Annotated in this window: 20 protein-coding genes; 3 read left to right on the forward strand and 17 right to left on the reverse strand. The window is 37.4% G+C overall.

Annotation, left to right across the window (positions count from 1 at the left end; translation table 11 throughout):
• Positions 1-46: 46 nt before the first annotated feature.
• Positions 47-922 carry an SDR family oxidoreductase gene (locus ACFSCX_RS15020; RefSeq protein WP_377929066.1) on the reverse strand — a complete coding sequence of 292 codons (876 nt, stop codon included), beginning with the start codon at positions 920-922 and terminating at the stop codon, positions 47-49.
• 98 nt (positions 923-1,020) lie between these two features.
• On the opposite strand from ACFSCX_RS15020, the gene ACFSCX_RS15025 reads away from it, so the two are divergent.
• Positions 1,021-1,992, forward strand: coding sequence for a helix-turn-helix transcriptional regulator (locus ACFSCX_RS15025; RefSeq protein ID WP_377929067.1), 972 nt, complete (start codon positions 1,021-1,023; stop codon positions 1,990-1,992).
• Between the two features lie 274 nt (positions 1,993-2,266).
• Positions 2,267-2,497: a hypothetical protein gene (locus ACFSCX_RS15030; RefSeq protein ID WP_377929068.1), complete on the forward strand. Its 231-nt coding sequence runs from the start codon at positions 2,267-2,269 to the stop codon at positions 2,495-2,497.
• A 338-nt stretch (positions 2,498-2,835) separates the two neighbouring features.
• Here the strand turns inward: ACFSCX_RS15030 and ACFSCX_RS15035 are convergent, their stop codons facing one another.
• From ACFSCX_RS15035 to ACFSCX_RS15065, 7 genes are all read right to left on the reverse strand, one after another.
• A complete protein-coding gene (locus ACFSCX_RS15035; RefSeq protein WP_377929069.1) occupies positions 2,836-4,515 on the reverse strand; it encodes a glutamine--tRNA ligase/YqeY domain fusion protein in 1,680 nt (559 codons plus the stop codon).
• Positions 4,516-4,956: 441 nt separating this feature from the next.
• Positions 4,957-5,586, reverse strand: coding sequence for a hypothetical protein (locus ACFSCX_RS15040; protein ID WP_377929070.1), 630 nt, complete (start codon positions 5,584-5,586; stop codon positions 4,957-4,959).
• A 216-nt stretch (positions 5,587-5,802) separates the two neighbouring features.
• A complete protein-coding gene (locus ACFSCX_RS15045) occupies positions 5,803-6,240 on the reverse strand; it encodes a hypothetical protein (RefSeq protein ID WP_377929071.1) in 438 nt (145 codons plus the stop codon).
• Between the two features lie 36 nt (positions 6,241-6,276).
• Positions 6,277-6,600 carry a hypothetical protein gene (locus tag ACFSCX_RS15050; protein WP_377929072.1) on the reverse strand — a complete coding sequence of 108 codons (324 nt, stop codon included), beginning with the start codon at positions 6,598-6,600 and terminating at the stop codon, positions 6,277-6,279.
• A 268-nt stretch (positions 6,601-6,868) separates the two neighbouring features.
• The gene (locus ACFSCX_RS15055) at positions 6,869-8,662 is read right to left on the reverse strand and encodes an ABC transporter ATP-binding protein (RefSeq protein ID WP_377929073.1); all 1,794 of its coding nucleotides are present in this window, start codon (positions 8,660-8,662) and stop codon (positions 6,869-6,871) included.
• Positions 8,659-10,398, reverse strand: coding sequence for an ABC transporter ATP-binding protein (locus ACFSCX_RS15060; RefSeq protein WP_377929074.1), 1,740 nt, complete (start codon positions 10,396-10,398; stop codon positions 8,659-8,661). Before ACFSCX_RS15060 ends, ACFSCX_RS15055 begins: the two co-directional genes overlap by 4 nt.
• Before the next feature lie 247 nt (positions 10,399-10,645).
• Positions 10,646-12,172, reverse strand: a complete 1,527-nt coding sequence (locus ACFSCX_RS15065; RefSeq protein ID WP_377929075.1) for a DHA2 family efflux MFS transporter permease subunit — start codon at positions 12,170-12,172, stop codon at positions 10,646-10,648.
• 181 nt (positions 12,173-12,353) lie between these two features.
• Between ACFSCX_RS15065 and ACFSCX_RS15070 the strand changes: the two genes are divergently transcribed.
• The gene (locus ACFSCX_RS15070) at positions 12,354-13,232 is read left to right on the forward strand and encodes a TetR/AcrR family transcriptional regulator (RefSeq protein ID WP_377929076.1); all 879 of its coding nucleotides are present in this window, start codon (positions 12,354-12,356) and stop codon (positions 13,230-13,232) included.
• 421 nt (positions 13,233-13,653) lie between these two features.
• Here ACFSCX_RS15070 and ACFSCX_RS15075 read toward each other — a convergent pair whose 3' ends face one another.
• The 9 genes from ACFSCX_RS15075 to ACFSCX_RS15115 form a co-directional block, all read right to left on the reverse strand.
• Positions 13,654-15,402 carry a thiamine pyrophosphate-binding protein gene (locus ACFSCX_RS15075; RefSeq protein WP_377929077.1) on the reverse strand — a complete coding sequence of 583 codons (1,749 nt, stop codon included), beginning with the start codon at positions 15,400-15,402 and terminating at the stop codon, positions 13,654-13,656.
• Positions 15,403-17,556 (reverse strand): putative bifunctional diguanylate cyclase/phosphodiesterase, encoded by a 2,154-nt coding sequence (locus ACFSCX_RS15080; protein ID WP_377929078.1) that lies wholly within the window; start codon positions 17,554-17,556, stop codon positions 15,403-15,405.
• A gap of 454 nt (positions 17,557-18,010) precedes the next feature.
• Entirely contained in the window at positions 18,011-18,202 is a 192-nt protein-coding gene (locus ACFSCX_RS15085; protein ID WP_377929079.1) for an ATP-binding cassette domain-containing protein, read from the reverse strand.
• Between the two features lie 11 nt (positions 18,203-18,213).
• Positions 18,214-18,834 carry a TetR/AcrR family transcriptional regulator gene (locus ACFSCX_RS15090; RefSeq protein WP_377929080.1) on the reverse strand — a complete coding sequence of 207 codons (621 nt, stop codon included), beginning with the start codon at positions 18,832-18,834 and terminating at the stop codon, positions 18,214-18,216.
• 168 nt (positions 18,835-19,002) lie between these two features.
• Positions 19,003-20,499 (reverse strand): methyl-accepting chemotaxis protein, encoded by a 1,497-nt coding sequence (locus tag ACFSCX_RS15095; protein ID WP_377929081.1) that lies wholly within the window; start codon positions 20,497-20,499, stop codon positions 19,003-19,005.
• 350 nt (positions 20,500-20,849) lie between these two features.
• Positions 20,850-21,404, reverse strand: a complete 555-nt coding sequence (locus tag ACFSCX_RS15100) for a nitroreductase family protein (RefSeq protein WP_377929082.1) — start codon at positions 21,402-21,404, stop codon at positions 20,850-20,852.
• 45 nt (positions 21,405-21,449) lie between these two features.
• A complete protein-coding gene (locus ACFSCX_RS15105) occupies positions 21,450-22,265 on the reverse strand; it encodes an ABC transporter ATP-binding protein (RefSeq protein ID WP_377929083.1) in 816 nt (271 codons plus the stop codon).
• A 14-nt stretch (positions 22,266-22,279) separates the two neighbouring features.
• Positions 22,280-23,305, reverse strand: a complete 1,026-nt coding sequence (locus ACFSCX_RS15110; protein ID WP_377929084.1) for a FecCD family ABC transporter permease — start codon at positions 23,303-23,305, stop codon at positions 22,280-22,282.
• Complete coding sequence (locus ACFSCX_RS15115; protein WP_377929146.1) at positions 23,302-24,306, reverse strand: FecCD family ABC transporter permease; 1,005 nt, start codon at positions 24,304-24,306, stop codon at positions 23,302-23,304. The genes ACFSCX_RS15110 and ACFSCX_RS15115 overlap by 4 nt, the downstream gene beginning before the upstream one ends.
• Positions 24,307-24,356: the final 50 nt, after the last annotated feature.

The raw sequence follows: 24,356 nt of genomic DNA on the forward strand, positions 1-24,356 counted from the left end.
AAATGGATTTGGTCTTCTATTTTGAAAGCAAATTTGTTTCCATCTACTATTGATTTAGCACATTTTCTTCAAAATACTTACCCCAATCAGGACGCCTGCCATCCATATCTTTAAATCCGTACTCTCTTGATAACTCCCACGAGCTAAGTGCTTTCCCTGTTTTTTGATGTACGTTTGGATCACACGCCAAGGCAGCAACCGCTCTCCCTACAAAAAATGGGGTTTCCGAAGCGATAAAATGGGGGTCCACTTTCACACCTTCTTGCCAATTCTCTTCGGTTACACCAAACAAGTCTAACATTGCCTCTGATCGAAGGAATCCCGGAGTAACCGCAACTGCTGTGATACCATGCTTCGATAAATCCTTTGACATCGCATGAGCTAAATGGATTGCTGAAGTTTTAGCTAAGCTATAAAATAAATTACCACGATACTGATAGTCCACACCATCAGTTATTTCAATCACAAGACCCTTTTGATTTTTTACCATTAGAGGAACACCATAATAACTTGTAATCATATGTGAGTGAACCGCTCTTTTTTGCATAAGTAAACCATTTTCAAGATTATGCTCCCAAAAAGGAGTATTCCATTCGGTGAGAGGGTCTCCTCCCCAGACATCGTTTACTACTATATCAAGCTGTCCATTCTGTTCTTCATCAATTCTTTGAAAAAGTGCCTCTACCTCTTTCTCAATTGTGTGATCTACTCTAACGGCAATCCCTTTACCACCGCTTTTCGTCACAAGTTCTGCCGTTTCCTCAATCGTCTCAGATCTTCCCATTGACGAGAGATTTCCTCTCGTACTTCTACCGGTAACATACACCGTTGCCCCTTCTTCTCCGAGCATCATCGCAATACCGCGCCCTGCCCCTCTTGTTGCTCCTGCTACAACCGCTACCTTTCCTTTTAAACGTATCATATCGATCAACCTCCTTTATGTTCATATCTATATTATAATGATTAAAGATGACACCTTTTGTCATATTAAAATCAATCGTTATTAGGCGGTGAGAAATAATGCGCGCAGATAGACTTCTTTCCATCTTATTGCTGTTACAAAATAAAGGAAAGCAGACAACGAAAGCTTTAGCTAAAGAATTAGAGGTTACAGAACGTACGATACATCGTGATATGGAGGCATTAAGCACAGCTGGTATCCCAATTGTTGCTGATCGTGGAAAGACAGGGGGCTGGCGACTAATTGACGACTACCGTACCGATTTGACTGGATTAAAGGCGGTAGAAATTCAATCTCTGTTTATATCCCCATCCTCACAGCTTCTAACAGATTTAGGGTTATCTAAAAACTGGGATGAAGCACGCCAAAAACTTCTTGCGTCTCTCCCTTATTCCATAGATAAAACCGCTCGTGATATATGGAATCGGATTCACATTGATACAAGTGCTTGGAGGGAGTCCAATGAAAAACTTGAGTCATTTCATACACTTAAGGAAGCAATCGGAGGGGATCAAAAACTCCATATCCACTATGAACGCTCGGACGGTGAATATGTGAGCCGAACTGTTGAACCGTTAGGACTAGTTGCTAAAGGAAGCACGTGGTATTTAATTGCATCTTGTGAAGGCGATATTCGAAATTATCGTGCGTCCCGAATACAGTTAGCCTCATTGACAGAGGAAACATTCACACGTCCAAAGGACTTTCATTTGGAACAGTATTGGAAGGATTCGACCGAAACTTTTATACAAAGTCTGCCAACATTTATTGTAGAAGTTGAAGTAGCACCCCATATCCTTCAACGACTAAAATTTTCAGGTCGCTTTGCAAAAGTCATCAAAATTGATAAACCTACTGATAGTGGATGGATTCCGGTAAAGATTAGCTTTGATACAGAACAAGAGGCAGAGGGATATATTCTTGGGTTTGGGAATCAAATTAGAATTATTCATCCGGTCCACTTAAGAGAAAGAATATTCAAAATGGCACAGACGGTTGTAGATTTATATAGGCTAGATTCGACCGAGTAGAATTCACCATTTATAAAGTGAAACTTCAATCAGTGGGGGTTTTCCTCATCCCCCACTGATTGTTAGTTGAACCAATCGGGTTCTTACTGGCGCTTATCCCCCACTTAAACTTCTCGATTCATCTAAAGTTTTGAAGTGGGGGGCTTAGCGCCAGTTGGAACGGGATAAAAAAAAGATAAAAATCGTCATAATCTTGGAAAATCCTGCGTATATTTTGTATTACTTATCGACAAAATTTTAGACTTTCTCAAAACTTATGCAGGAGGACATAGCTATGGAGATTGGAAAAAACTTCTATCATCATTTACCTAATGAGTTACTCGCTGATTTTTATTTTGAAATTAAGAAAAATATCGACCTAGGGATATTGTCAGAGGCTATGTATCTAGAGATAGGATTAATAAAAGAAGCAGCACTGCAAAAAGGTTTATCTGAATTAGATTTATTTTCATTATCTAGCCGAGCGAAGGACGCTAGTAAAACTCAAAGAACATTCCCTGGTTAGAATAAAAGGCTCAGGGTGCCCCGTTTAGCCTCAGGCATAGCAAATGTTCCTTGAAGAGAAAAAGGCGCTCTTTCCCTTTTACTCTTCAAGGTTATTTGACCAAGGAAAAAGTGATTTTTCTTTTTCCCTCGAGTAGGATGAAATTGCGACGATCCTTGCAATTTCATCTTGGCTGGGCGCTGAAGCCGGATTACTACGCCCATCACACAGTTATCCACAAATAGTGAGCATTTATAATTTCCTAATCAAGAACAAAAGACGCAAGTCCTACTATAAGCTAAAATCGCAACAGCAAAAAAAGAGACCTGTATTCAAATACAGGTCTCTTCATGAGTTATTTACAGTTTAAACGAACTCTTTAATGAAACAATCATATTAAATACAAGGTTATCTTTTGTTGTATACTTTGGATCCACATTAAAGTAACCATGTCGAAAGAACTGATACTTTTCCTGTGGTTCAATATCCTTTAAGTTGGGCTCAACAAATCCTTTTATCACTTCGAGTGAGTTTGGATTGATATGATCAAGAAACGATTTTTCTGCTTCTGCTTCATGGTCTGCTTCAGCCTCTAAGTCCTCTGCTTCTTCTTTTTGAAGTAATGGTTCATACAAGCGGAATTCTGCTGGAATCGCTTGTGTTGCTTCTACCCAGTGCAACGTTCCTTTTACTTTACGACCTGTAAAGCCTGTACCGCTCTTTGTTTCTGGATCATACGTACAATGGATTTCTACAACGTTTCCAGCCTCGTCTTTAATGACTTCTTCACACTTAATAAAATAAGCATGCTTTAGACGTACCTCGTTCCCTGGGAACAAGCGGAAATACTTGTTTGGTGGATTTTCCATAAAGTCATCCTGCTCAATATAAATTTCTCTTGAGAATGGGATTTGTCTTGTACCCATTACAGGATTTTCCGGGTTGATTTCCGCATCAAGCATTTCTACTTGTCCTTCTGGATAGTTTGTAATGACTACCTTTAACGGACGCAGAACCCCCATCGTACGTGGAGATTTCATTTTTAAATCTTCTCGTACAAAGTGGTCTAACATTTGTGAATCAACAAAACCAGAACCTTTTGATACTCCTGTTTCTCTCACAAATGTTCTAATCGCCTCTGGTGTATACCCTCTTCTTCTTAAGCCTGAAATTGTTGGCATGCGTGGATCATCCCAGCCATCTACAATGCCTTCTTCGACTAACTGCTTTAACTTACGTTTACTCATTACAGCGTTTGTAATGTTCAAACGACCAAATTCAATCTGCTGCGGCTTACTCGTCATTTCGCACTCTTCAACAATCCAATTATATAGTGGACGCTGATCTTCAAACTCCGTTGTACAAATCGAATGTGTTACATCTTCAATCGCATCCTCTAATGGGTGCGCAAATGCATACATCGGATAAATACACCACGTATCACCTGTATTGTGGTGAATAGCGTGAGATATTCGGTAAATAACCGGGTCACGTAAGTTAATGTTAGGTGAGCTCATATCAATTTTTGCTCTTAACACTTTTTCCCCGTTTCCAAACTCACCCTTGCGCATACGATCAAATAAATCCAAGTTTTCCTCGACCGAGCGATTGCGATAAGGACTTTCCTTACCAGGTTCTTTTAACGTCCCTCGGTATTCACGGATTTCATCCGCTGAGAGATCATCAACATAGGCTTTCCCCTTTTTAATAAGAAGAACCGCTCTCTCATACATTTCTTGGAAATAATCAGATGCAAAAAATAATCCGTCCCAGTCGTACCCAAGCCATTTCACATCTTCTTTAATAGCATGTACAAATTCTGCATCTTCCTTTAATGGGTTCGTATCATCAAAACGAAGATTCGTCTTCCCGTTAAACTCATCTGCTAAGTCAAAGTTAATTACAATGGATTTCGCATGACCGATATGTAAATAGCCATTGGGCTCTGGCGGGAAACGAGTAATCACATGATTTCGCTTACCTGACTCTAAATCTTTCATGATGATATTTCGTATAAAGTTGGAAGAATTATGTTCCACGTTTTCTCAACCTTTCATTTTTTTAGATGTTGTGCCGAACCGGTTACAAGATGGCACTATTTATAATAGTCAATATTTTATCATAACTATAGGTTGAACGATAGTTGTCATCATTATAGCTAAAAGATTTAAATGAATTTTAGAACTGTAGAAGCGGTATGGAAATCTTGTTCGTTGATTTTATGAAGGTATTTAGTAATAGCGGAGATAATGTGATAAAGGAATTAATCAGTCGATTAGAACAAGAGGGAGGTATAAATATATGGACAAATCAGGCATTACAAAAGAAAGTGCATTAAAACTTGTTGAACTCTCTCTAAAAAACACTCGCGTGATTAAACAAGTTAATGCAAAAAAGAACTCAAAATAAATTTGAATTCTTACTTTAATAATATGATCTTAGAAAAATTCTAATACAAAGATAAAAAGAATCTCTTCTTTTTACGCTGGGGATTGCTCCAATATAATGTTATTTTCTTTCATAAAGATTAGTTTTATATTCCATTTTGAATCTAATGGTCCAAAAATAGGTGTAATAAAAAATTCTCCTTGAATATTCAAAGGATAAGAATGGTTAACACCATCCTCTTTGTTGCTAAACTCCAATATTACTTTGTCAAATTCCTTTGGTGGATTCAATATTCCTCCCCAAATATATGACCGATTATTTGTTATAAAAGACCTAGCAAAATTCCCAAGACTACGGTAATTAGCTCCCTCGAAAGTAATGGTATTTTCATTATTTACTGAATAACTATAATTACTATTCTCAGTTTTAGTAAAAGAATTAATGGAAAGTAAGTCTTTGTTGTTTGTAAAAATAACAAATTTTTCCTGGTCATACAGGTATAGGACTTCAATATCTTCTGACCATATTCTCTCAATAACTTGTTCTAAATTAGGGCTAGAATTGATATTACAGCCGACTAGGAAGAGAATTAGAAATAAAACAGAAAACCGATAGAACTCTTTATTTTGTATAAGTATATCCCTTAGTTTTTTTTCAGTTTCTAAATTATTACCACACAATTCTGCCATCCAGGTCTTCTTTTCGTTTTTAAGTGTATCCAATATGTTCACCGCCCATATTCTCATATTAACAAAATTTAACATTATAACCTGATAATTGCTATCAGTGAGCCAAATAGCTTAATATAAAATGACTTTATTCATTACTAACAGGATAATAGATAAAAAACCTAAGGAAAGAAAAATAAAAATAGAATCAGTATTATTTACCGGATTCTATTTTTTGATTTGAAGGATTTATCTCAGTTTTTTGATTGTTTATTGGTTATATTGGACGTTTGTGAAATAAGTATTTAAATTATCAATTAAATCTTTCTTATTAATTTTATTCTCTGAAGTATATCCTGATTCTACTATTTTATAAATGTCATTTAACTGACTTTCAATTTTACTATATTCCCCTTTATCAAATAAATCAAAGATATGAGAATGATATTTTGCAGCTGCTGGTGTGTTTATAACCTCTGGATAAATCAGATAAATAGACTTTAACATTCCCTTTGTAGCAAATATTGTTTCATCATCATTATTTCCACTGTTAATTTCCTTTAAGTTCCCTTTTATGTGAGTTAATACTTTTATGTAGGAAATGATATCGGTATCTTTTTGATTAATTAGACGATTTTGTTCGTAGATCAATAAAATGTTTAGCCCTATACTAATAATCATTAATGCCAAAATTACTTTTTGCTTCACTTTTTTCACCTCATTTAATAAATATAGAAGTAGGGATTACCCTACTTCTATAAATATACTAGTAAACGTAGTGATTATACCAATGTTCTTCTGACCAAACATATACAGTTGATCCCAAAGGAGGTGAGTCATATATCTTACACTTGCATATGATTTAACCTTATCATACTGACTACCATAGTTGGAATAATTAAAAACAAAATTCGCTCCTCTAGATTCACCATCATATTCTATATGAACATCATCTGTGGCTAAAGTGCTTTCTTTAGCAATACTCATATCATCTATTCCATTCCACTCAAAGTAAATACCATATTTATGGTCAGGACCAACAGTTGTGTGTGAAACAGAAGATTGCATTGTTCCTGAAATTGCTTTTACAGACTCAGTAGGAACTTGGTAAACAGCTAGACTATCATAAATAATTGGAGGAATTTCTACTGATGATGAAGAAACACCTGAGTATACGCTGTTAAGTTGTCTTACCCCTGCCTTAATAGATAGCTATATTCATTGAATACATAGACTTATAACATCGTTATTATAGACATATAGCTGATTTTCCTTTACTCTCCCAAGGGTTTCAACCTACCCTAAACAATAACAATAATAAAACATTATAAAACACTTACACGGATTCAACCGCGACATTCTTTATACTATATTCCCCAATCTCTGCTTCTCTGCCAAACAACCTAGCGTACACGCTACTGTTATTTTCAAGTAAATCTGCATGAGTTCCCTCTTCCACAATCTTCCCGTGTTCAAGAACGATAATCTTGTCTGCTGAGAGAACCGTTGAGAGTCTATGAGAAATAATGAGGATTGTTTGATTTTTCCCTGACTTCAAGACAGTTTCATTAATCTTTGTTTCGGTAATGGGATCTAAAGCCGAACTTGCTTCATCTAGTATCAGAATTGGAGCATTCTTCAAAATCGCCCTCGCTAATGATAATCGTTGCTTTTGTCCTCCTGATAATAGACTGCCTCTTTCACCAACCATCGTATTTATACCTTCAGGTAGAGATTCAATCAATTCACCTAATCCGCTATCATGGAGTGCCTTTATGAGTTCTTCCTCTGTTGCATCGGGCTTTCCGATTCGAAGATTATCAGCTAGTGTACCACTTCGCATCATCACATCTTGAGTAACGATGGACATTTGCGATCGTAGCCAGCTAGTATCCCATTCCTGAATACTCTTTCCATCTACTTCCATCGTGCCCATCTTCGTATCATAAAGTCTAAATAGTAAATCAACAATTGTTGATTTTCCTGAACCACTTGGACCTACTAAGGCTACTTTTTCACCTGCTCGAATCGAAAAGGATACACCTGATAAAACTGTTTCTTGCTTACCTGGGTAAGCAAATGTTACATCCTTTAAGCTAATATGACCGCTCGCACGTTCTCCTATCACGCCTTCCATCGTCTCAGCCGTAGATGGCTCCTCTGATAAAAGAATATCGGATCGGTCAAGAGCTGGACCTGTTCTTCTCACAGAAAGCCAGTTACGAAGCAACCGTTGCATTTCGTTTGCTGCAATCGTTACAAGTCCACCAGCCGTCAGCATTTGTCCGCTTGTCAAATTATCATTCCAGATTAATAGTGTACTAATCAAATAGACAAGACCCAGAGCAAACCCGTTATAGCTTGCAATTACAATAACTGATTGCATTCTTGCCTTTAATTCTTTTATTGAATGCTGTACGAACGAATCCCTTATGGCTACAACACTTTGAACTTCACTTTCAGAGACACCCATTACGCGTGACAAATGAATACCTGTTACAGATTCTCTTAGCCTTTCCAAATACCTAGATGCCTCTTTTCTGGCATCTGCAGAAGCAGCCCTTGTTCTTGCCCCAACATAATTTGATGTCCAATAGAAAATAACACCGAGGACGACACTCGTAACCATTAAATAAGGATGAATCCATAGCAACACAAGGCTGTAGATAATCACTCCTTGTACGCTTGCCATAAAGGTCGACCCTTCCCAAGCTAAGAAATTGTGGAGAGTATCTGGATCATCCGATACTCTTGCTAACAATTCCCCAGAAGGATTATGATGATAAAATGAATATGGTAGTATTTGTAAATGTTTAAATAAACGCAGCTTTTGCCAGTTCGTAACGGTTTTAGCGGTTTGATGACAGAAATATTCATCAATGACCATCATGACGAGATCAAGTATTGCTGATAAAAGTAACAACCACATTAATCCCCATAACCAGTTGTAGTTTTCATTTGGAAGAATCGTATCGATAAGCCAGCTAAGTGCTAATGTGGGAATTAGGGCAGAAAACACTTGGCTGATTGCAATCACAACTGAGTCAGCAATAACCCAGTTTTTATAGGGCTTTAAAAAGGCGAGGACTCTTCTTCCATCGCGATTTTTCGTTTGAGAGACAGTACTCATCCCACCATCTCCTTTTCTAGTTCACTATATTGAGCTTTATATAATTCATAATACTGCCCCTTTAAGGCTAAAAGTTCTTCATGTGTTCCTTTTTCCGCTACCATTCCTTGGTCTAACAGGATAATCGTATCAGCGTTTCGGACTGTAATAAGGCGGTGAGCAATTGTTATCGTTGTTCTACCCGGAATTAACTGCTCTAGTGAAGCCTGCACCTTTTCTTCTGTTTCCCCATCAAGTGATGACGTCGCTTCATCAAAAATCAACACTGGTGGCTGCCTTAAAATGGCTCTTGCAAGAGCCATCCTTTGTCTTTGACCTCCTGATAGCTTTAAGCCGCGTTCTCCGACAATCGTCTCATAACCATCATCTAGCGATTCGATTAATTCCTTTAAACCAGCAGCGTCTACGGCTCGTTCAAGCTCTTCCATTGAAGCATCCGGCTTTCCGTATAATAGATTTTGACGAATGGTACTGTTTAGTAAGAAGGTCTCCTGTGAGACTACCCCTACCTGCTGTCTAAAGCTATTTCGGTTATACGAAAATAAGTCCTTTCCATCAATATGAACAGTCCCCTTACTTGGTTCATATAACCCAAGTAATAGTTGAACTAACGTACTTTTTCCTCCACCACTCGTTCCGACAATTCCAATGTGCTGACCTTGCTTTAAAGCAAGAGAAACTCCTTTTAGAACCTGCTTTTCCGTATTTGGATATGCAAACCAAATGTTATCTAGCTCAATGTTTCCTTCCACTTTTCCAAACTCAGGTAAGGCTTCTTCATGCTCTTCTGGCAGGTCAAAGTATTCGTAAATTCGGTGAAGAGCCGGAATTGCCTGCTGAACGATTAGGGCATTTTCAGCAAGGGATCTGACAGGTAAAAACATGATTGGAATAAAGCTAAGGCATGATACTAACGTCCCTATCGTGATTTTATCTCCCCAAACTGCCATACCACCAATTAACATGACAACACCAGGCGTTACAATATTAAATAAGTTCCCAAGTCGGTAGTTAACCTTATTAATAAGTGCGGCGCGGATGGAGTAGTTTTTCCACTTCAGCATCTTTTGCTCCTGTGTATCAACCTCGGTTTTCTGAGTTTGAAAGGTTCTCACTAAACGAATACTTTCAATACTTTCCTGCAAGTGCTGATACATATCTGATCGCATGTCACGTTGGACAGCACTCATTCTTCTGACAGTTGCCCCTAGCTTAAACGAAGGGTAAATATAAATAGCAAATACAACAAACATGACGATTGCAGCTGGCCAGTATAGAACAAATACGGCAGAAAATGCTGCAATAGCCCCTACGACTTGCTGCAAGATTCTAGGCACAACGGTATTATTCAAATTTTGGATTGATTCCACATCATGAGTTAATCGATATAACATATCACCACGTGGTGTGTTTGAAAAAAATGACATCGGCGTACGATGTAGCCGTCTAAATGCACGTATTTGCATATCGGTAATCACATCAAGTCCGATTTTCACCTGTACATATTCCTGCATGGTTTCAAATAAGGATTTCCCTAAGAACGCAACGAGAACCCCTCCAACGACCCATAGCAAGAAGTTCATTTCCATTCCGCTAATCACTTCATCGACCAGCTTTCCTACCAGGATTGATGGTACAATTGTAAATAATCCGCCTACTATAGAAAAAGCTAATGCCAAGAGCAATCTTTTCCAGTAAGGTTTAAAATGGCGCAGTGTTGTTTTTAATATGTTCATCTTCTCGCCTCCTCGCAAGATTCTATTTTATTACAAAAATTAGAAATATTCACTATTAAATTATTTAGACAATACATTCAATTGGAACTCTTCTTTATTTTATAAAGAAATAGGAAGAATGAAATTCTCCAAACGAATGAATTTTTTCTAAGACTTTAGTTTTACTCTCTAACGTAACTTCCCTCTATTACAAAAAAGGTTCTAATGCTTCCGAATTGAAAGCACTAGAACCATTCGTTCTTCAATCTTATGAATTCTCTGTCGCAACTTTGTTTGCCATTTTTGTACTAACCTCTTTTGTATCCACTGCTTGGGAAGATCTTTTAATAAAGAAAGCAAGAACAAGCGCCACTGCTGCAATGATGGAAGATACGAAAAATGCATCATTAATTCCTTCTAGCATTGCCTGCATCCCAACTTGCTGTTCAAGCTGTGCTAGAGCTGCTTCAGTTGGCTGTCCTGTCATTTTTTGCATGGCATCTTGCATTAACTCTTTTGTATGTGTGACCGTACGATTTGACATGACTGTTACCAGTAAGGCGGTTCCAATTGCTCCAGAAACTTGGTTTAATGTGTTATTCATTGCTGTACCATGCGGATAGAAACGGGCAGGTAGCTGATTTAAACCATTTGTTGAAACTGGCATCATCACCATTGAAATACCTAGCATTCGAATTGAATTTAAAATAACGATATGTGTATAAGATGTATCTTGAGTGAGCTGACTGAACAAATAGGTAGTTACTACAGTGATGACCAATCCACTCGTTGCTAGCACTCGTCCACCAAACTTATCAAAAAGTCTGCCCGTAATGGGAGACATAAACGCCATGACTAGCGCACCTGGCAGCATCAGTAAGCCTGCATCTAATGGGGATATCCCGCGAATCGTTTGAACATAAATCGGTACTAATAACATCCCCGAAAACAGTGCCATATTTAAAACCATCGTAATTGTTGATGATAAAGCGAACATTGGGTATTTGAAGACCTGAAAATTAAGCATCGGTCTCTCAAATTTAGATTGTCGCATAATAAAGGCTACGAGTGTTAATACACCAACAATGATCGTTCCGTATACAAGCGGATGATCCCAGCCTTTACTACCAGCTGAACTAAATCCATATAGTAAACCACCAAATCCAGTACTAGATAACAATACTGAAATCATATCTAAGCGAATATCCACTTTTTCTTTTTGATCCTTTAATAGGAAAAACCCAAGCAATAGGACAAGAATCGCAATCGGAGTAACAAAGTGGAAAAGCATTCTCCAATCGTAATGTTCAATAATCCACCCTGAAAGGGTTGGTCCGATGGCTGGTGCAGACATAAGGATTAAACCGAACACCCCCATTGCTGTCCCTCTCTTTTCAATAGGAAAGCTTACCAACATGACGTTCATTAGTAGCGGCATCATAATCGCTGTACCAGATGCTTGAATCATCCGACCCGCTAGTAAAACAGGAAAAACATGAGCAACACCAGCAAGTATCGTTCCAGCAGTAAAGAGTCCCATCGCTACTAAAAAGAGACGTCTGACAGAATATTTTTCAATTAGAAAAGCTGTCGTTGGGATTAACACTCCATTCACTAACATAAAACCTGTTGTTAGCCATTGTACTGTTGTAGGGCCAACCTCTAGGTCCACCATAATAGAAGGGAGTGCGATATTTAATAATGTATTATTTAAAAATGCTATAAACGCACCTATCATAAGTACAGCTAAAATGCCGTATGGCGGTCGTGCTGTAGGATTCATTGTTTTATTCATGTTACCCTCCTATACCGATAGTTCATTTTTTATACCATCGTTTCACTTTATTTATAATATACCAACCGTTCAATAATTACAATTGGAAAATACCTTATAAAAATTGTGATTTGTATATGAGGGAAAAATACGGTATGATTTTTTTGTACTAGTCGTCTAAAAAAAGGTTGGGGTGGGATTTATGAAGGATAGGAAACAGCATGTTGTCAAAAAAGCCCATGAGCTTTTTATAGAAAAAGGATTTCACTCAACTTCCATTCAGGATATTTTGGACTACAGTGGAATTTCAAAAGGAACGTTTTATAACTATTTTTCTTCTAAAAACGAACTACTCATTGAGTTATTTCAGTTGTTTTTCACTCAAATCGAAAAAAAACGAAACGAATTATTACTTGGGCATGACCCTTCAAACATAGAAATCTTTATCCAGCAGGTTGAATATCAAATGAATGCAAAAAGAGAGTATAAGCTCATTCCACTTTTTGAAGAAGTCCTAATTTCAAGTGATGAAGAGCTAAAAACCTCTATCAAAAAAGGACAAATGAAGATCATTCACTGGGTATATGAACGGTTTTTAGACATCTTTGGTGAGGAAAAGAAACCATACTTATTAGATTGTGCGATCATGTTTTTGGGACTACTTCACCACAACACCAGATACTACTCAAAGATTGATCCCTCTTCTTCTGGAATCCATAAGGTTGTCCAATATAGTATGAATCGAATGCTGAGCATAGCGATGGAGTTAGAAGAAACAAATGAGCAATTGTTTCAACCTGAACTCCTTCATCATTGGTTACCTGAGAGTGAGCAGCTTCAAAATGATAAACAAGAACTCAATCAAAAGATAGTAGCGCTAAAACAATTTTTATTGAATAGTAATGATTCAGGAAGGTACACAGAGCTATTAGATTTCATTCAGGAAGAACTCTTAAATTCAAATAAACCAAGGAAATATTTAGTTGAAACGACTATTTCCTCCTTATATGTTGGAGATGGCATTTTTGAAAAAGAATGTCTTGATGAGTTAAAAGCGATTGTGATGAGGCTTATGAAGTAATACTTTAGGGATGATGTAGTATAAGGAGAAAAATCGAGTTAGCCGGCAAATCAGTTAAAATTTTTCTTTTTTTAATGATTTTTTTAGTTTATTTACAATTTACACTTATTATTTGTTACCTTTTACAGAGTCTTCAATTGTTGATCACCTTTTTTTCATTTCGGCTCTTTCATTTGCAAGCTTATCAGCAACTATTAACATTTTTTCAGCAACTTAAGAATTTTTATAAGCGACAGCTTATGATTTATCATCAACGTTTTGATTTTATCAGCAACTTTACCTTTTATCGTCAACTTTACGCTGTGTATCAGCGACTTCCGATTATCTATCGTCAACTTTGACAAGTTAATCAGCAACTAGGCTAGAATGAACGATAATGCGCACAAAGAAGCTACCTTTAGAAAAGGTAGCTTCTGCTTTTTCATAGTGTTCTTCTCATAGTTGGAGGAACTTCATCCGGATCAACGAGCACTTCAATAACAACAGCCTTATTATAGCCTAACGCTGTCTGCAGTGAATGTTTAAACTCTTCTGCCGTCCGACATTTATACGGAAGAGCACCCATAGATAAAGCAAATTGATAAATATCAACTGGATGTGAATACGTTGTACCTACTGATTTTCCAGTCATATTTTTCATTCCTTTATCTACCATATCAAGGCCACTGTTATTCATCACTATAAAGATGACCGGTGCATTGGAGTTTACAGCTGTGGACACCTCTGCTCCGTGCATGAACATACAACCATCACCGGTTAGGCAGATCACTTTCTTGTTAGGAGCCGCTAATTTCGCTCCTATCGAATAGCCAATCGCATAGCCCATCGCACCGAATACATCATCAAAGAAGAATGTACCTGGCTGCTTAATGTCCAAATATTTGATCGCATAGTAAGAATGACTACCTGCGTCCCCGAAAATAATGGACTCACTTGGTAGGACATCATTCATAACCTCCATGCAGGTTTTAGAGGAGAGCCAGTCTCCCTGATCATATTGCTCTATACTACTTGCTTGTTCTAAGGCCACCCCTAAAAGTTCAGCATCGATTGCCTGTCCTCGTCTATTCATCTCATCAAGGAGCTGTTGTAAATTTCGTTTTAAATCATGGTTTATGACTCTCTCTTCTTCTAATATACGAATACTAGCTGAATCATTTCCGAGACCTCGCCTCATCATCTCACTTATTATAAGCTGAAGATTCCTCTTTAAATCTCCTTGAATAAACAGGGTTGGGACATCAATTGTTTTTCCGATAAAGGTTTGGTCATAATCGAAATGAATCACTCTTTTAGGGAAGTGTTCTTCACGAAACCCAGCCAATGACATGTCTGTAAGCTTTGTCCCGATGACTAACATGACATCGATGCCTTCCTCTACATAAGCTTCAGATTCATCTGTTCCTCCTAGTCCATATGCTCCTAACGAAAGGGAGTGCTTACTAGGGAACGTCCCTTTTCCACCTGGAGTCGTCATCACCGGAATTCCCCAAACTTCTGCAATTCTTCTTACTTCTTCATACGCCTTGCTAGAATGGACTCCTTTACCAAGGATCAAAGCTGGCCGCTTTGCATTATTTAGTACATCTATAACTTCATGGTAGTTTGATGAAACAACATGCTGGGACTCTGGAAGATTCATCTCAAACGGTTCGATTTCTTCAGTTAATACGTCAGCTGGAATGGATAAATGAACTGGGCCCTTTACTCCTGAGAACGCTTTCTCTAGCGCATGACTTAGATAGGATTTTACTTGATCCCCTCTTTCAATTCTTACACTAAATTTCGTAACAGGTCTGAACATTTCCACTAAATCCGTTCCAAACAGTGTAGAGTCTTGTCCAAGCGCTTTTCCTACATCCTTGATAGAAGGATGCCCTGTAATGATGAGAACTGGAATATGGAATGCTTTTGCTTGTGCAGCTGCTGTAATAAGATTCGTTCCTCCTGGACCAGATGTTCCAACAGCAACCCCAAGAGAGTTACTTAGCAGTGAATAACCCGCAGCCTCGAAACCAGCTCCACTTTCATGTTTACTTAATATAAATTCAATGTTTGTAGTATCTATCTCTAGCAGCAAAGGAACAATTGCTTTTCCGGGGATGCCAAAAATATGCGTTACTCCCCACTTTTTCATGTGTCTTGCTAGTATGGAGCTTACTTTTTCCAACTACATCACTTCTTTACTTTTTCTCTTAAATTCTTCAACTAATTGTATATATTGGTCTTCAAAATCTTTGGCAGGACAAGGCTTCATAAAATAGTAGCCTTGAACATCAAAGCATTCTTGTTTACTCAAAAATTGAAGCTGACCTTTATCTTCTACCCCTTCAGCAATCACCTTAATCCCAAGGCTATTAGCCATTGCAATAATCGTTCCAACAATTTTCGCATCATTTTCATCAATTAAAATATCTGTAACAAAAGATTTGTCAATTTTCAAACAATTTATTGAAAACCTCTTTAAGTAACTGAGTGAGCTATAACCAGTACCGAAGTCATCCATACTAATCTGAACTCCAATGCTTCTGAGCTGATTAATGGTATGCTCAGCGTATGAAAAGTCCATCGCCATGGATTCAGTAATTTCTAACTCTAAATATTGCGGGTCTAATTCGGTCCGATCCAGAATTCCCTTTATGACTTCAACTATATTCTGTTTTAAAAATTGTTGTGTTGATAAATTAACGGAAACTTTAATAGGAGGTAAGCCTTTAGTCAGCCATTTTTTATTTTGTCTGCATGCTTCTTCTATCACCCATTCCCCAATTGGAACAATTAAGCCTGTCCTCTCTGCAAGTGGAATAAATTTATTAGGAGGAATGATACCCAGTTCTGGATGAATCCATCTAAGTAATGCCTCTACACCAATCATTTCTCCAGATTTACTGTTCACTTGTGCTTGAAAGAAAAGTTGAAATTCTTGTCGCTCAAGTGCTTTTCTAAGGTACCCTTCTAGTAGTAATTCTTCACTTGTATCCTTATACATGTCAGGGGAATAGACCATAAAGCAGTTTCTTCCTTGTGACTTTGCTTTATACATAGCTACATCCACTTGAACGAAGAAATCCTCTAAGCTTGGAACCTCACCTGCAGAATACCTGGCAATTCCTATACTTGCAGTTGTATGGATTTGATTATGATCGACTGTAAAAGGGTCCTTGAATTGCTTGATAATCCTGTCAGCTATATGCATAGCTTGCTCCACATTATCCTTTAATAGAACAATAAATTCATCTCCACTAATTCTAGCAACCATTCCTTCTTCTGGCACACACCTCTTAAGTCTTTTGGTCACTTCGATAAGTAATCTATCTCCGCACGTATGACCGTACGTATCATTAATGATCTTGAAGCGATCTAAATCGATTAATAAAAGGGCGATATCATTTTTATTCTCTTGAATCAATTGATGTAACTCATCTTGAAAATGTCTACGATTCGGAAGACCTGTGAGTTCATCATGATAAGCTAAATAATTGTACTTTTCTTCTAACAGATAGCGCTCAGTAATATTACGGAGCTGAGCAAAAGCACCAATAATGGTAGAATTTTGATCATCATAAATAGGTTGAGCATCAAATAGACAAATGAGTGTTTCTCCATTATTATTCACAAACTTTAGTTCTACTTCCTTAAAGATACGTTGTTTGCCAAGCACTTCCGCAAAGTAAGTACCGGTACGAGGGGATTCGAAAATATCCCTACCAATAATCTCTTCTCTTGTAAATCCAGACAACACTTCTGCAAAATGGTTATATTCCGTGACCTTCCCGTCTGCATCTGTAATAATAATGGCATTTCGCGTTTTACTTATCATAACCTGACTAATAATATTCAGCTTACGATTCTGTTCTCTTAAACGTAGTTCTCTTTCAATGGAATCCACAATATTGGATAGGATTGATAAATAGAGAGGGGTTTGCATCTCGATAGGTGTAATAATGGAGATGCTACCAATTAATTTATCAATATCGGTATACCTGAACGATATACCATAACTTGCAGTTTGCTGAAGAATTGGATGAGCATACTCATCTCCAATAAGCTGGACCGGAATTCTTTTTTGTAAGGCTAAACTAATAATATTTTTTCCGTTCTGTTCTTTACTAACAGTAGAACCTATTTGAAATCCGAAATGGCTGATATTCGATTTTATCAGTTCATCTCCAACCATTTCAAGAATCTTTCCGTTCTCATCTGAAATAACTAATAAGATCGGAGTTCCTCTTAAGGAGTTTAGAAACTTATTAGAAAAGAATCCAATAACCTCTAAAATTTCACTATTCAATTCTCTAGCTTCCTTATATTGAACATTTGTCATATTCTCAAACTTCCTATCTTCTGGAGCGTTCCAGTAAGTTTACGTTAAAAGTTTATTAATATAGTATAATCCGTCTCTCGTTCGTGGAAATGCCTCCCACATCTTCCTTTTATTATAAACAAATTTCAGCCTTAAGGTAAGTATTAAATGATTTAAAGTAGAACAAAAGGCGTAAGCGCTCCGTTTAGCTAAGTCAGAGCAAATGTTCTGTCATGAAAAAGGGGTGGTTTTCCCTTTTATTCATGACAGAACATTTGACCAAGGAAAAAGATATTTTTTCTTTTTCCCTCGAGTAGGGTGAAATGGCATTGATCGTCGCCATTTCATCTTGGCTGGGTGCTGGAGCTGGATGCCAAGTCACTAGCCCCTTCTCTTGCTGAAAACTTTTATACTTACCTAATCATGAACAAAAAGACAGTCTCCTCACGTTTTCTTCTAAAACTGGAGCTGTCCTCTATAAATTTTTAGTAAACCATAGACGATTAATCGTTCCACCTACTAAATATACAGCCCCTTGTGTTGGTTTTAAGAGTCTAGTAATTAATCGAAGGGTCGTTGATTTTCCAGATCCATTAGGACCCATAATGCTTACCAATTCAGCTAGGATGACTAGAAATCCTCCTCGTACTGCTGAAATAGGAATCATCCGAACAATATTTATTTATAAAAAGACACCTTCAGCAGCTCTAAATACTCATCCATTTGCATAAACACTTCGTCCAAGTCTATATCGTCTAGCGATGCTTGTAACACGCGTTCTTGTTGCTTATAGGCAAAGCCCTCCATTGTCCACGAAATAATCCCTAATGCTTTTGGAATATCAATCCCTGCTTTAAATTTTGAAAAGTCTATATCACCAAACATTTTTTGATAGCTACCATTCATAAATTCTTGATTTTTGTGCTCAATTTCATCCTTTATTTCGATTGAGTCCTCAGTAAAGATAACCTTCATAAAATTAAACATTTCAGGATATCTTTTAAACACTTGCATTTTCAACCTGGCTATTTGCCGATAGCGATTAAAAATATCTTTATCCTCCCAATCCAACTCTTCAAAAATTTTATCTAAAACAAGCTCTATGGAAAGATCATATAGGAATATAAACAAATCCTTCTTATTCTTGAAGTAGTGGAATAAAAGTCCTTTTGATATTTCAGCTTCCTTCACAATCTCATTGGTAGATGCATTTTTATACCCTTTTTTGGCAAACTCTTTAATTGCTGCATTGATAATACGGTCTTGCTTTTCTATATCTAAATTTAAAAACTTTGTCATAATTAGCCTCCGTAACCACAAGTAATCATTGACCATTTTGGTCAGTAGAATTATATACGCAATTGACCATATCGGTCAATTGCTATTCCAACACGATCTTCGATAAAAAAAACCCTTCTCATTCTTGAGAAGGGTTTTATCAACTTTTCTCTACTGACTACTAGTTTTTTAACGCGAAATAGATTTAAGTGATTCCTCCACAGCTTTTATGCTGCCTACACTTGCTGTGTTTCCTTCAAGAATAGTTTCAAGGGTAGCCATTAATTCTTCAATGGAAGCACTTGACTGCTCACTAACTGCTGCTAATTCTTCGGTAGATTTATTAATTCCTCCGACTGTTTGATTTATTTTTAAGGTTAAATTGTTACTAACATCTGCCAATTGTGATAATTTATGAATGGCTGAGTTAATAGACTTAAAGGAATTATTTGTATTCACCGTCATTTCGTAGCTTTTATCCATTTGGTCTGCGACTTGAAGCATTCTATTACGAGTATTATCTGATTGCTTAGTAAACGCACTCAGTTGTTCAGATATTTGTTCAGCTGATTTAGTCGTCATGTCTGATAAGCTTCGAATTTCATTTGCCACGATTGCAAATCCTCGACCATGTTCTCCAGCCCTAGCTGCTTCAATACTAGCATTTAACGATAACAAGTTTGTTTGATTCGCAATCTCCTTTATCGTGTCACTAAATTGATTTGTTTCTGTTAGTCTTGTAATTAACTGGCTTATTTCCTCTGACATAAAGTCTATTTCGTTTTTAAACTTACTAATGATTTCTGTTAGCTGTTCCACTTGTTTTTGCCCCTGTTCCGATAGGGCGTTTGTTCCCTCTGTTTCCGATTTCAACGTTGTGATTGATTGTAGCATATCATCCGCTACTATTTGCATAGAAGTAACAGATTCGTTGATTTCTACTGTAGCTACATTCTGACTACTAACGCCTGTTGAGATTTCTTGAAATGTAGCACTCATTTCTTGAAATGCACGGTTATTTGTTTGACTAGACTTAGACACCACTCCGATATTTTTTGTAACATCATTGACTAATTGAATTAAGGAATCCTTTTGGTCTTGCTGTAATTTTACTAGTGCCTCGGATTCTTTCCTTGAATCATTCATTTCTTTATTTATATGAGCGGAGACTTGAAGTAGGGAAAATATGAGTATTGTAATGAGTACGTAATAGATAAGGTATGTAATTTTCTCCTCTTCAGCAATGCTAATGACATTGTTTTGTAGATAAAGCATATATATCAACATGAAAAAACCATAAACTAATGAAGCGATGGATATTTTTCTATTCATGTATATTAGAGCCAATATCACTAAGTAATAAATTGAAAATACATTTGTTGCCGCTGGCTGTAAGACTAATGTTATCGTGGTTGGCATTGCTGTTCCAATAACAGCAATATAAGGTAGCTGCATAATCAGTTTTCTTTTAAAATGCAGGAAAGTGAAGGTTCCCCATAATACTAGTTGCGTCCCTATGAGTATGATTAAATAACTTGAAAGACCTGCTCTTATTGAAAGAATTGAGAGGAGTGTCAAAACAGTGACAAATGTAATGGCTTTATAGACAATTGAATTACGTCTAACCATATCCATCTCCACACGGGTCAGTCTATTTTCTAACAATTTTTCATTATTATCTTTCATCTCATGTCCCTACCCTCTTAATTATTTAAGTATTAGGAAAATTATACTATCAAGAGACATAATTCGACAATCTTTTTCCTTTTCAGAGATTCTTTGTTTCTTCCTACGCAAATAGAACAAAAGGTGCAAGCGCCCCGTTTAGCCTAAGGGAGAGCAAATGTTCTGTCATGAAAAAAGGGTGGTTTTCCCTTTTATTTTGACAGGTTATTTGACCTCGAGTGGCTGGGCGCTGGAGCTGATTCCTAGTCACTTGCCCATTCTCTTTCTGAAAACTTTTATTAAAAAAACGCGATCACTCCTTGAGAGTGTCGCGTCTAAACCATGATGATAGTAAAAAACTCACTATATCACTAGTTATATACTGTAAACATATTCTCTACAGATGTTCTTGGTCTACCTTCAGGTATTTTATCAAAATAGCCTAAATGTAAAAAGCCAACTATTTTCTCTCCGGGTTCTACCTTCAATAATGCTCGAACTTTAGGATCATATATATGAGGATTTGTTTTCCAGACAACACCAAGCTTTTGTTCCCATGCGAGTAACTGGAAATTTTGAATCAAACAACTAACTGCACCGAAGTTTTCTTCCCATTGTTTTTGGCGAGGATCTTCTTTCATTACAATGATTAAAAAGGCCATTGGCTGACTGAAATAATTTCTTCGATTTTCTTGCATATCAGCCGGGAAGGTAGTTACTAGATCTGCAACAAACGCTTCTCTCTTTTCGGTTGGCACGAATATAAACCGCCATGGCTCTCGAAGACCGTGATTGGGTGCCCATACTGCATCATTTAGTAACTCGACAATCAATTGTTGTGAGACAGGTTTATCCGTGTAATCGCTCTTAATCGATCGTCTTTCTCGAACTACCTTCGCAACTGAAGAATGTTCATTTTGTCCCATCTATTTCTCCTCCAACAAAAAGTAATCTAAAGTAAAAAAATTTCACTATATCAGCATCATTTTTTTCTCTTGAGCATGTTTACTTACACCAATTGGGATACACATTGGTGATCCCACTACAGGGTCATTTATAATTTTACTATCTAGACTAAACACGTCCTTAATCATCTCTTCTGTAAATACTTCCGCTGGAGTACCTTGATGATAAACCTCACCGTTTCGAATACAAACCAAATGATCAGCATATCTCGCAGCCTGGTTTAAATCATGTAATACCATGACAATCGTACGTTGATATTCTTGATTTAACCTTTTTAATAGCTCAAGTACCTCAATTTGATGGGCCAAATCAAGATAAGTAGTGGGTTCATCTAGTAATAGAAGGTCAGTTCCTTGTGCTAAAGCCATTGCAATCCAAGCTCGTTGACGCTGTCCTCCTGATAAGGCATCAAGCGAACGATCCGCAAATGCCGTCATACCTGTCTCTTCCAATACCCATTTGATCATTTGATGATCTTCTTCTGTATTTTTAGAAAAAATCCCTTTATGAGGATGGCGACCATAGTAGCATAACTCTTTCACTGTTAACCCTTCTGGCGCCTGTGGACCTTGAGGTAAAATAGCTAATTTCTTGGCTACTTCTTTATTAGGTTGTTTTTGAATATCTTTACCATTCAAATAAATTGTACCCTTTTTCGGTTGTAAGAGTCTCGCAAAGGAACGTAGGATAGTAGATTTTCCACAGCCGTTCGAACCAATGAATATTGTAATCTCTCCTTGTGGTATAGAAAGATCCAATTCTTCAACGACCATCATTGATTCATAACCTAAATAAAGTTGATCTGCTCTTAATTTTCCCATCACTTTCCCCTCCTTTAGTAACTCTTTCTTTCTTTACGCAATAGATATAAAAAGTAGGGTGCGCCTATCACCGCAATCACGATACCAACTGGAATTTCCTTAGGTGGAATTAGTCCCCTTCCAATGGAGTCTGCAACTATCACTAACAAAGCCCCCATCATCGCTGCCATAGGAATCAAATATTTATGCTTCACACCTATCAGTTTCCTTGCCATATGGGGAGCAATTAAACCAACAAAACCAATAGACCCAACAGCTGCTACGCAGGCTGCTGCTAAAGCAACAGCAACCATTAGCATCATGAATCTAATCCGTGGGACACTTTCTCCTAATCCTTGCGCAACATCATCACCTAGATTTAATATATCTAGTTTTATCGCCAAAACGATAGTTAATGGTAATAGGATGATAATCCAGGGTAACACCCCATAAATATGCTCCCAGCCCCTTGACCATAGACTTCCGGTCAACCATATTAAAGCAGCATTGATCTCAAGAGGAAACTTGATCATGAAATATTGAATACCTGCATGACAAATGGCTCCTAATGCTACACCACCTAATGCTAGTGTGGTTGGATTCACTCCCTGTTTGTATACTAGTAAATAAAGGATACATGCAACAGCCATCGCTCCACCAAATGCAGCAAGAGGGAGAGCAAGAACGGGAGATTTAGGAAATAATATAATCACCATTACAGCAGCAAGCCCCGCTCCCTTTGTAATACCAATAACATCAGGAGAAGCTAGAGGATTCCGAATGATTCCTTGTAGGATGGTCCCGGATACAGCTAACCCGGCTCCTACCAATATAGCCAATATGATTCTCGGAATTCGATAATTCTCAATAATAAATGAATCCATGTCTGTCCCTGCACCCATTAAAACAGCCATTACATTTTTCGGATGAATAAAGACAGCCCCGATTCCGGTACTAATGATTGATAATACGATAATGGCAATTGGTAACAGGATAAAAAGAAGTTTAGGAGTGACTACTTTTTTCTTTACTAAAGAAATATTTGCCTCGTTTTTTATCATGATAGCTTCTTCCTCCTTTTAATTAAATAAAAGAAAAAAGGAGCGCCTAATAATGCTGTTACAATTCCAACCGGAGATTCATATGGAAAAGCAATAAACCTTGCTAAAATATCAGCATAGATTAGTAAAATTGCGCCAAACAATGCTGAAAAAGGGAGTACTATACGATAATCGATCCCCACTAGATATCTAGTTATATGCGGAATAATTAATCCCACAAAACCGATGGGTCCTGCGATTGAAACAGAGGCTCCTGCGAGAACCACTACTAATCCACCTGATATTATTCGTATCCATCCGACATTCTGTCCTAATCCCTTTGCTACATTTTCTCCAAGGCTTAATATACTGATAGACTTAGCTACTAAAAATGAACCTAACAGGCCAAAAGCCGCCCAAGGTAGTAGTGTTTCTACATCCTGCCAGTCTTTACTATCGACCGCCCCTGCTAGCCAGAAAAGAATTCCTTCCGTTGTATGCTCATGAAAAATGATAAGTCCCTCTGTTAATGCAGATAAAAAAAAGTGAATGGCGATACCAGCTAAGGCTAATTTTACTGGTGTCATACCACCTCCTGCTGATCCTAAATAATACACCAAAAAGCCTCCTACTGCTGCACCTATAAAAGCAAAATAAATGAGAGAATTTGAGGAGAGTCCTGTGAAGAAAACGGTAGATGCCACTACAAGTAAGGAAGCCCCTGCATTAATTCCAAAGATTTGTGGAGAAGCAAGAGGATTACGAGTAATCGCTTGCATGATCGCCCCTGCTACGGCTAAATTTGCTCCTATGATACAGGCGATGATGGCTCTTGGTAAGCGTACTGTTTGAGCAATTAAATGCTCTTTTGTTAAGTCAGTGCTAAAGAAGGACTCAGCCACATGAAAAAACGTTACTTCTGACATACCAATCGACGTGCTAATCATAATCCCAATCAGCAAAATCAATATTCCACCAATAAAAAGAAGTCCAAAATAAACAAAGCGCTTTGTCGCCCTCATATCCGGTACCATATTCTCTTTGTTTGTAGTTAAAATGTTCATAAAGGGTC

The sequence above is a fragment of the Bacillus salitolerans genome, assembly GCF_042680805.1.
Taxonomy (GTDB): domain Bacteria; phylum Bacillota; class Bacilli; order Bacillales; family SA4; genus Bacillus_CJ; species Bacillus_CJ salitolerans.

Bases quoted from the DNA above. Each gene is read 5' to 3' on its own strand.
- ACFSCX_RS15025 (WP_377929067.1), top strand. From the start codon at position 1,021: ATGCGCGCAGATAGACTTCTTTCCATCTTATTGCTGTTACAAAATAAA.
- ACFSCX_RS15070 (WP_377929076.1), top strand. From the start codon at position 12,354: ATGAAGGATAGGAAACAGCATGTTGTCAAAAAAGCCCATGAGCTTTTT.
- ACFSCX_RS15095 (WP_377929081.1), bottom strand. From the start codon at position 20,499: ATGAAAGATAATAATGAAAAATTGTTAGAAAATAGACTGACCCGTGTG.
- ACFSCX_RS15085 (WP_377929079.1), bottom strand. From the start codon at position 18,202: ATGATTCCTATTTCAGCAGTACGAGGAGGATTTCTAGTCATCCTAGCT.
- ACFSCX_RS15090 (WP_377929080.1), bottom strand. From the start codon at position 18,834: ATGACAAAGTTTTTAAATTTAGATATAGAAAAGCAAGACCGTATTATC.
- ACFSCX_RS15065 (WP_377929075.1), bottom strand. From the start codon at position 12,172: ATGAATAAAACAATGAATCCTACAGCACGACCGCCATACGGCATTTTA.
- ACFSCX_RS15080 (WP_377929078.1), bottom strand. From the start codon at position 17,556: ATGACAAATGTTCAATATAAGGAAGCTAGAGAATTGAATAGTGAAATT.
- ACFSCX_RS15110 (WP_377929084.1), bottom strand. From the start codon at position 23,305: ATGATAAAAAACGAGGCAAATATTTCTTTAGTAAAGAAAAAAGTAGTC.
- ACFSCX_RS15100 (WP_377929082.1), bottom strand. From the start codon at position 21,404: ATGGGACAAAATGAACATTCTTCAGTTGCGAAGGTAGTTCGAGAAAGA.
- ACFSCX_RS15030 (WP_377929068.1), top strand. From the start codon at position 2,267: ATGGAGATTGGAAAAAACTTCTATCATCATTTACCTAATGAGTTACTC.
- ACFSCX_RS15105 (WP_377929083.1), bottom strand. From the start codon at position 22,265: ATGGGAAAATTAAGAGCAGATCAACTTTATTTAGGTTATGAATCAATG.
- ACFSCX_RS15050 (WP_377929072.1), bottom strand. From the start codon at position 6,600: ATGCAATCTTCTGTTTCACACACAACTGTTGGTCCTGACCATAAATAT.
- ACFSCX_RS15020 (WP_377929066.1), bottom strand. From the start codon at position 922: ATGATACGTTTAAAAGGAAAGGTAGCGGTTGTAGCAGGAGCAACAAGA.
- ACFSCX_RS15115 (WP_377929146.1), bottom strand. From the start codon at position 24,306: ATGAGGGCGACAAAGCGCTTTGTTTATTTTGGACTTCTTTTTATTGGT.
- ACFSCX_RS15055 (WP_377929073.1), bottom strand. From the start codon at position 8,662: ATGAGTACTGTCTCTCAAACGAAAAATCGCGATGGAAGAAGAGTCCTC.
- ACFSCX_RS15060 (WP_377929074.1), bottom strand. From the start codon at position 10,398: ATGAACATATTAAAAACAACACTGCGCCATTTTAAACCTTACTGGAAA.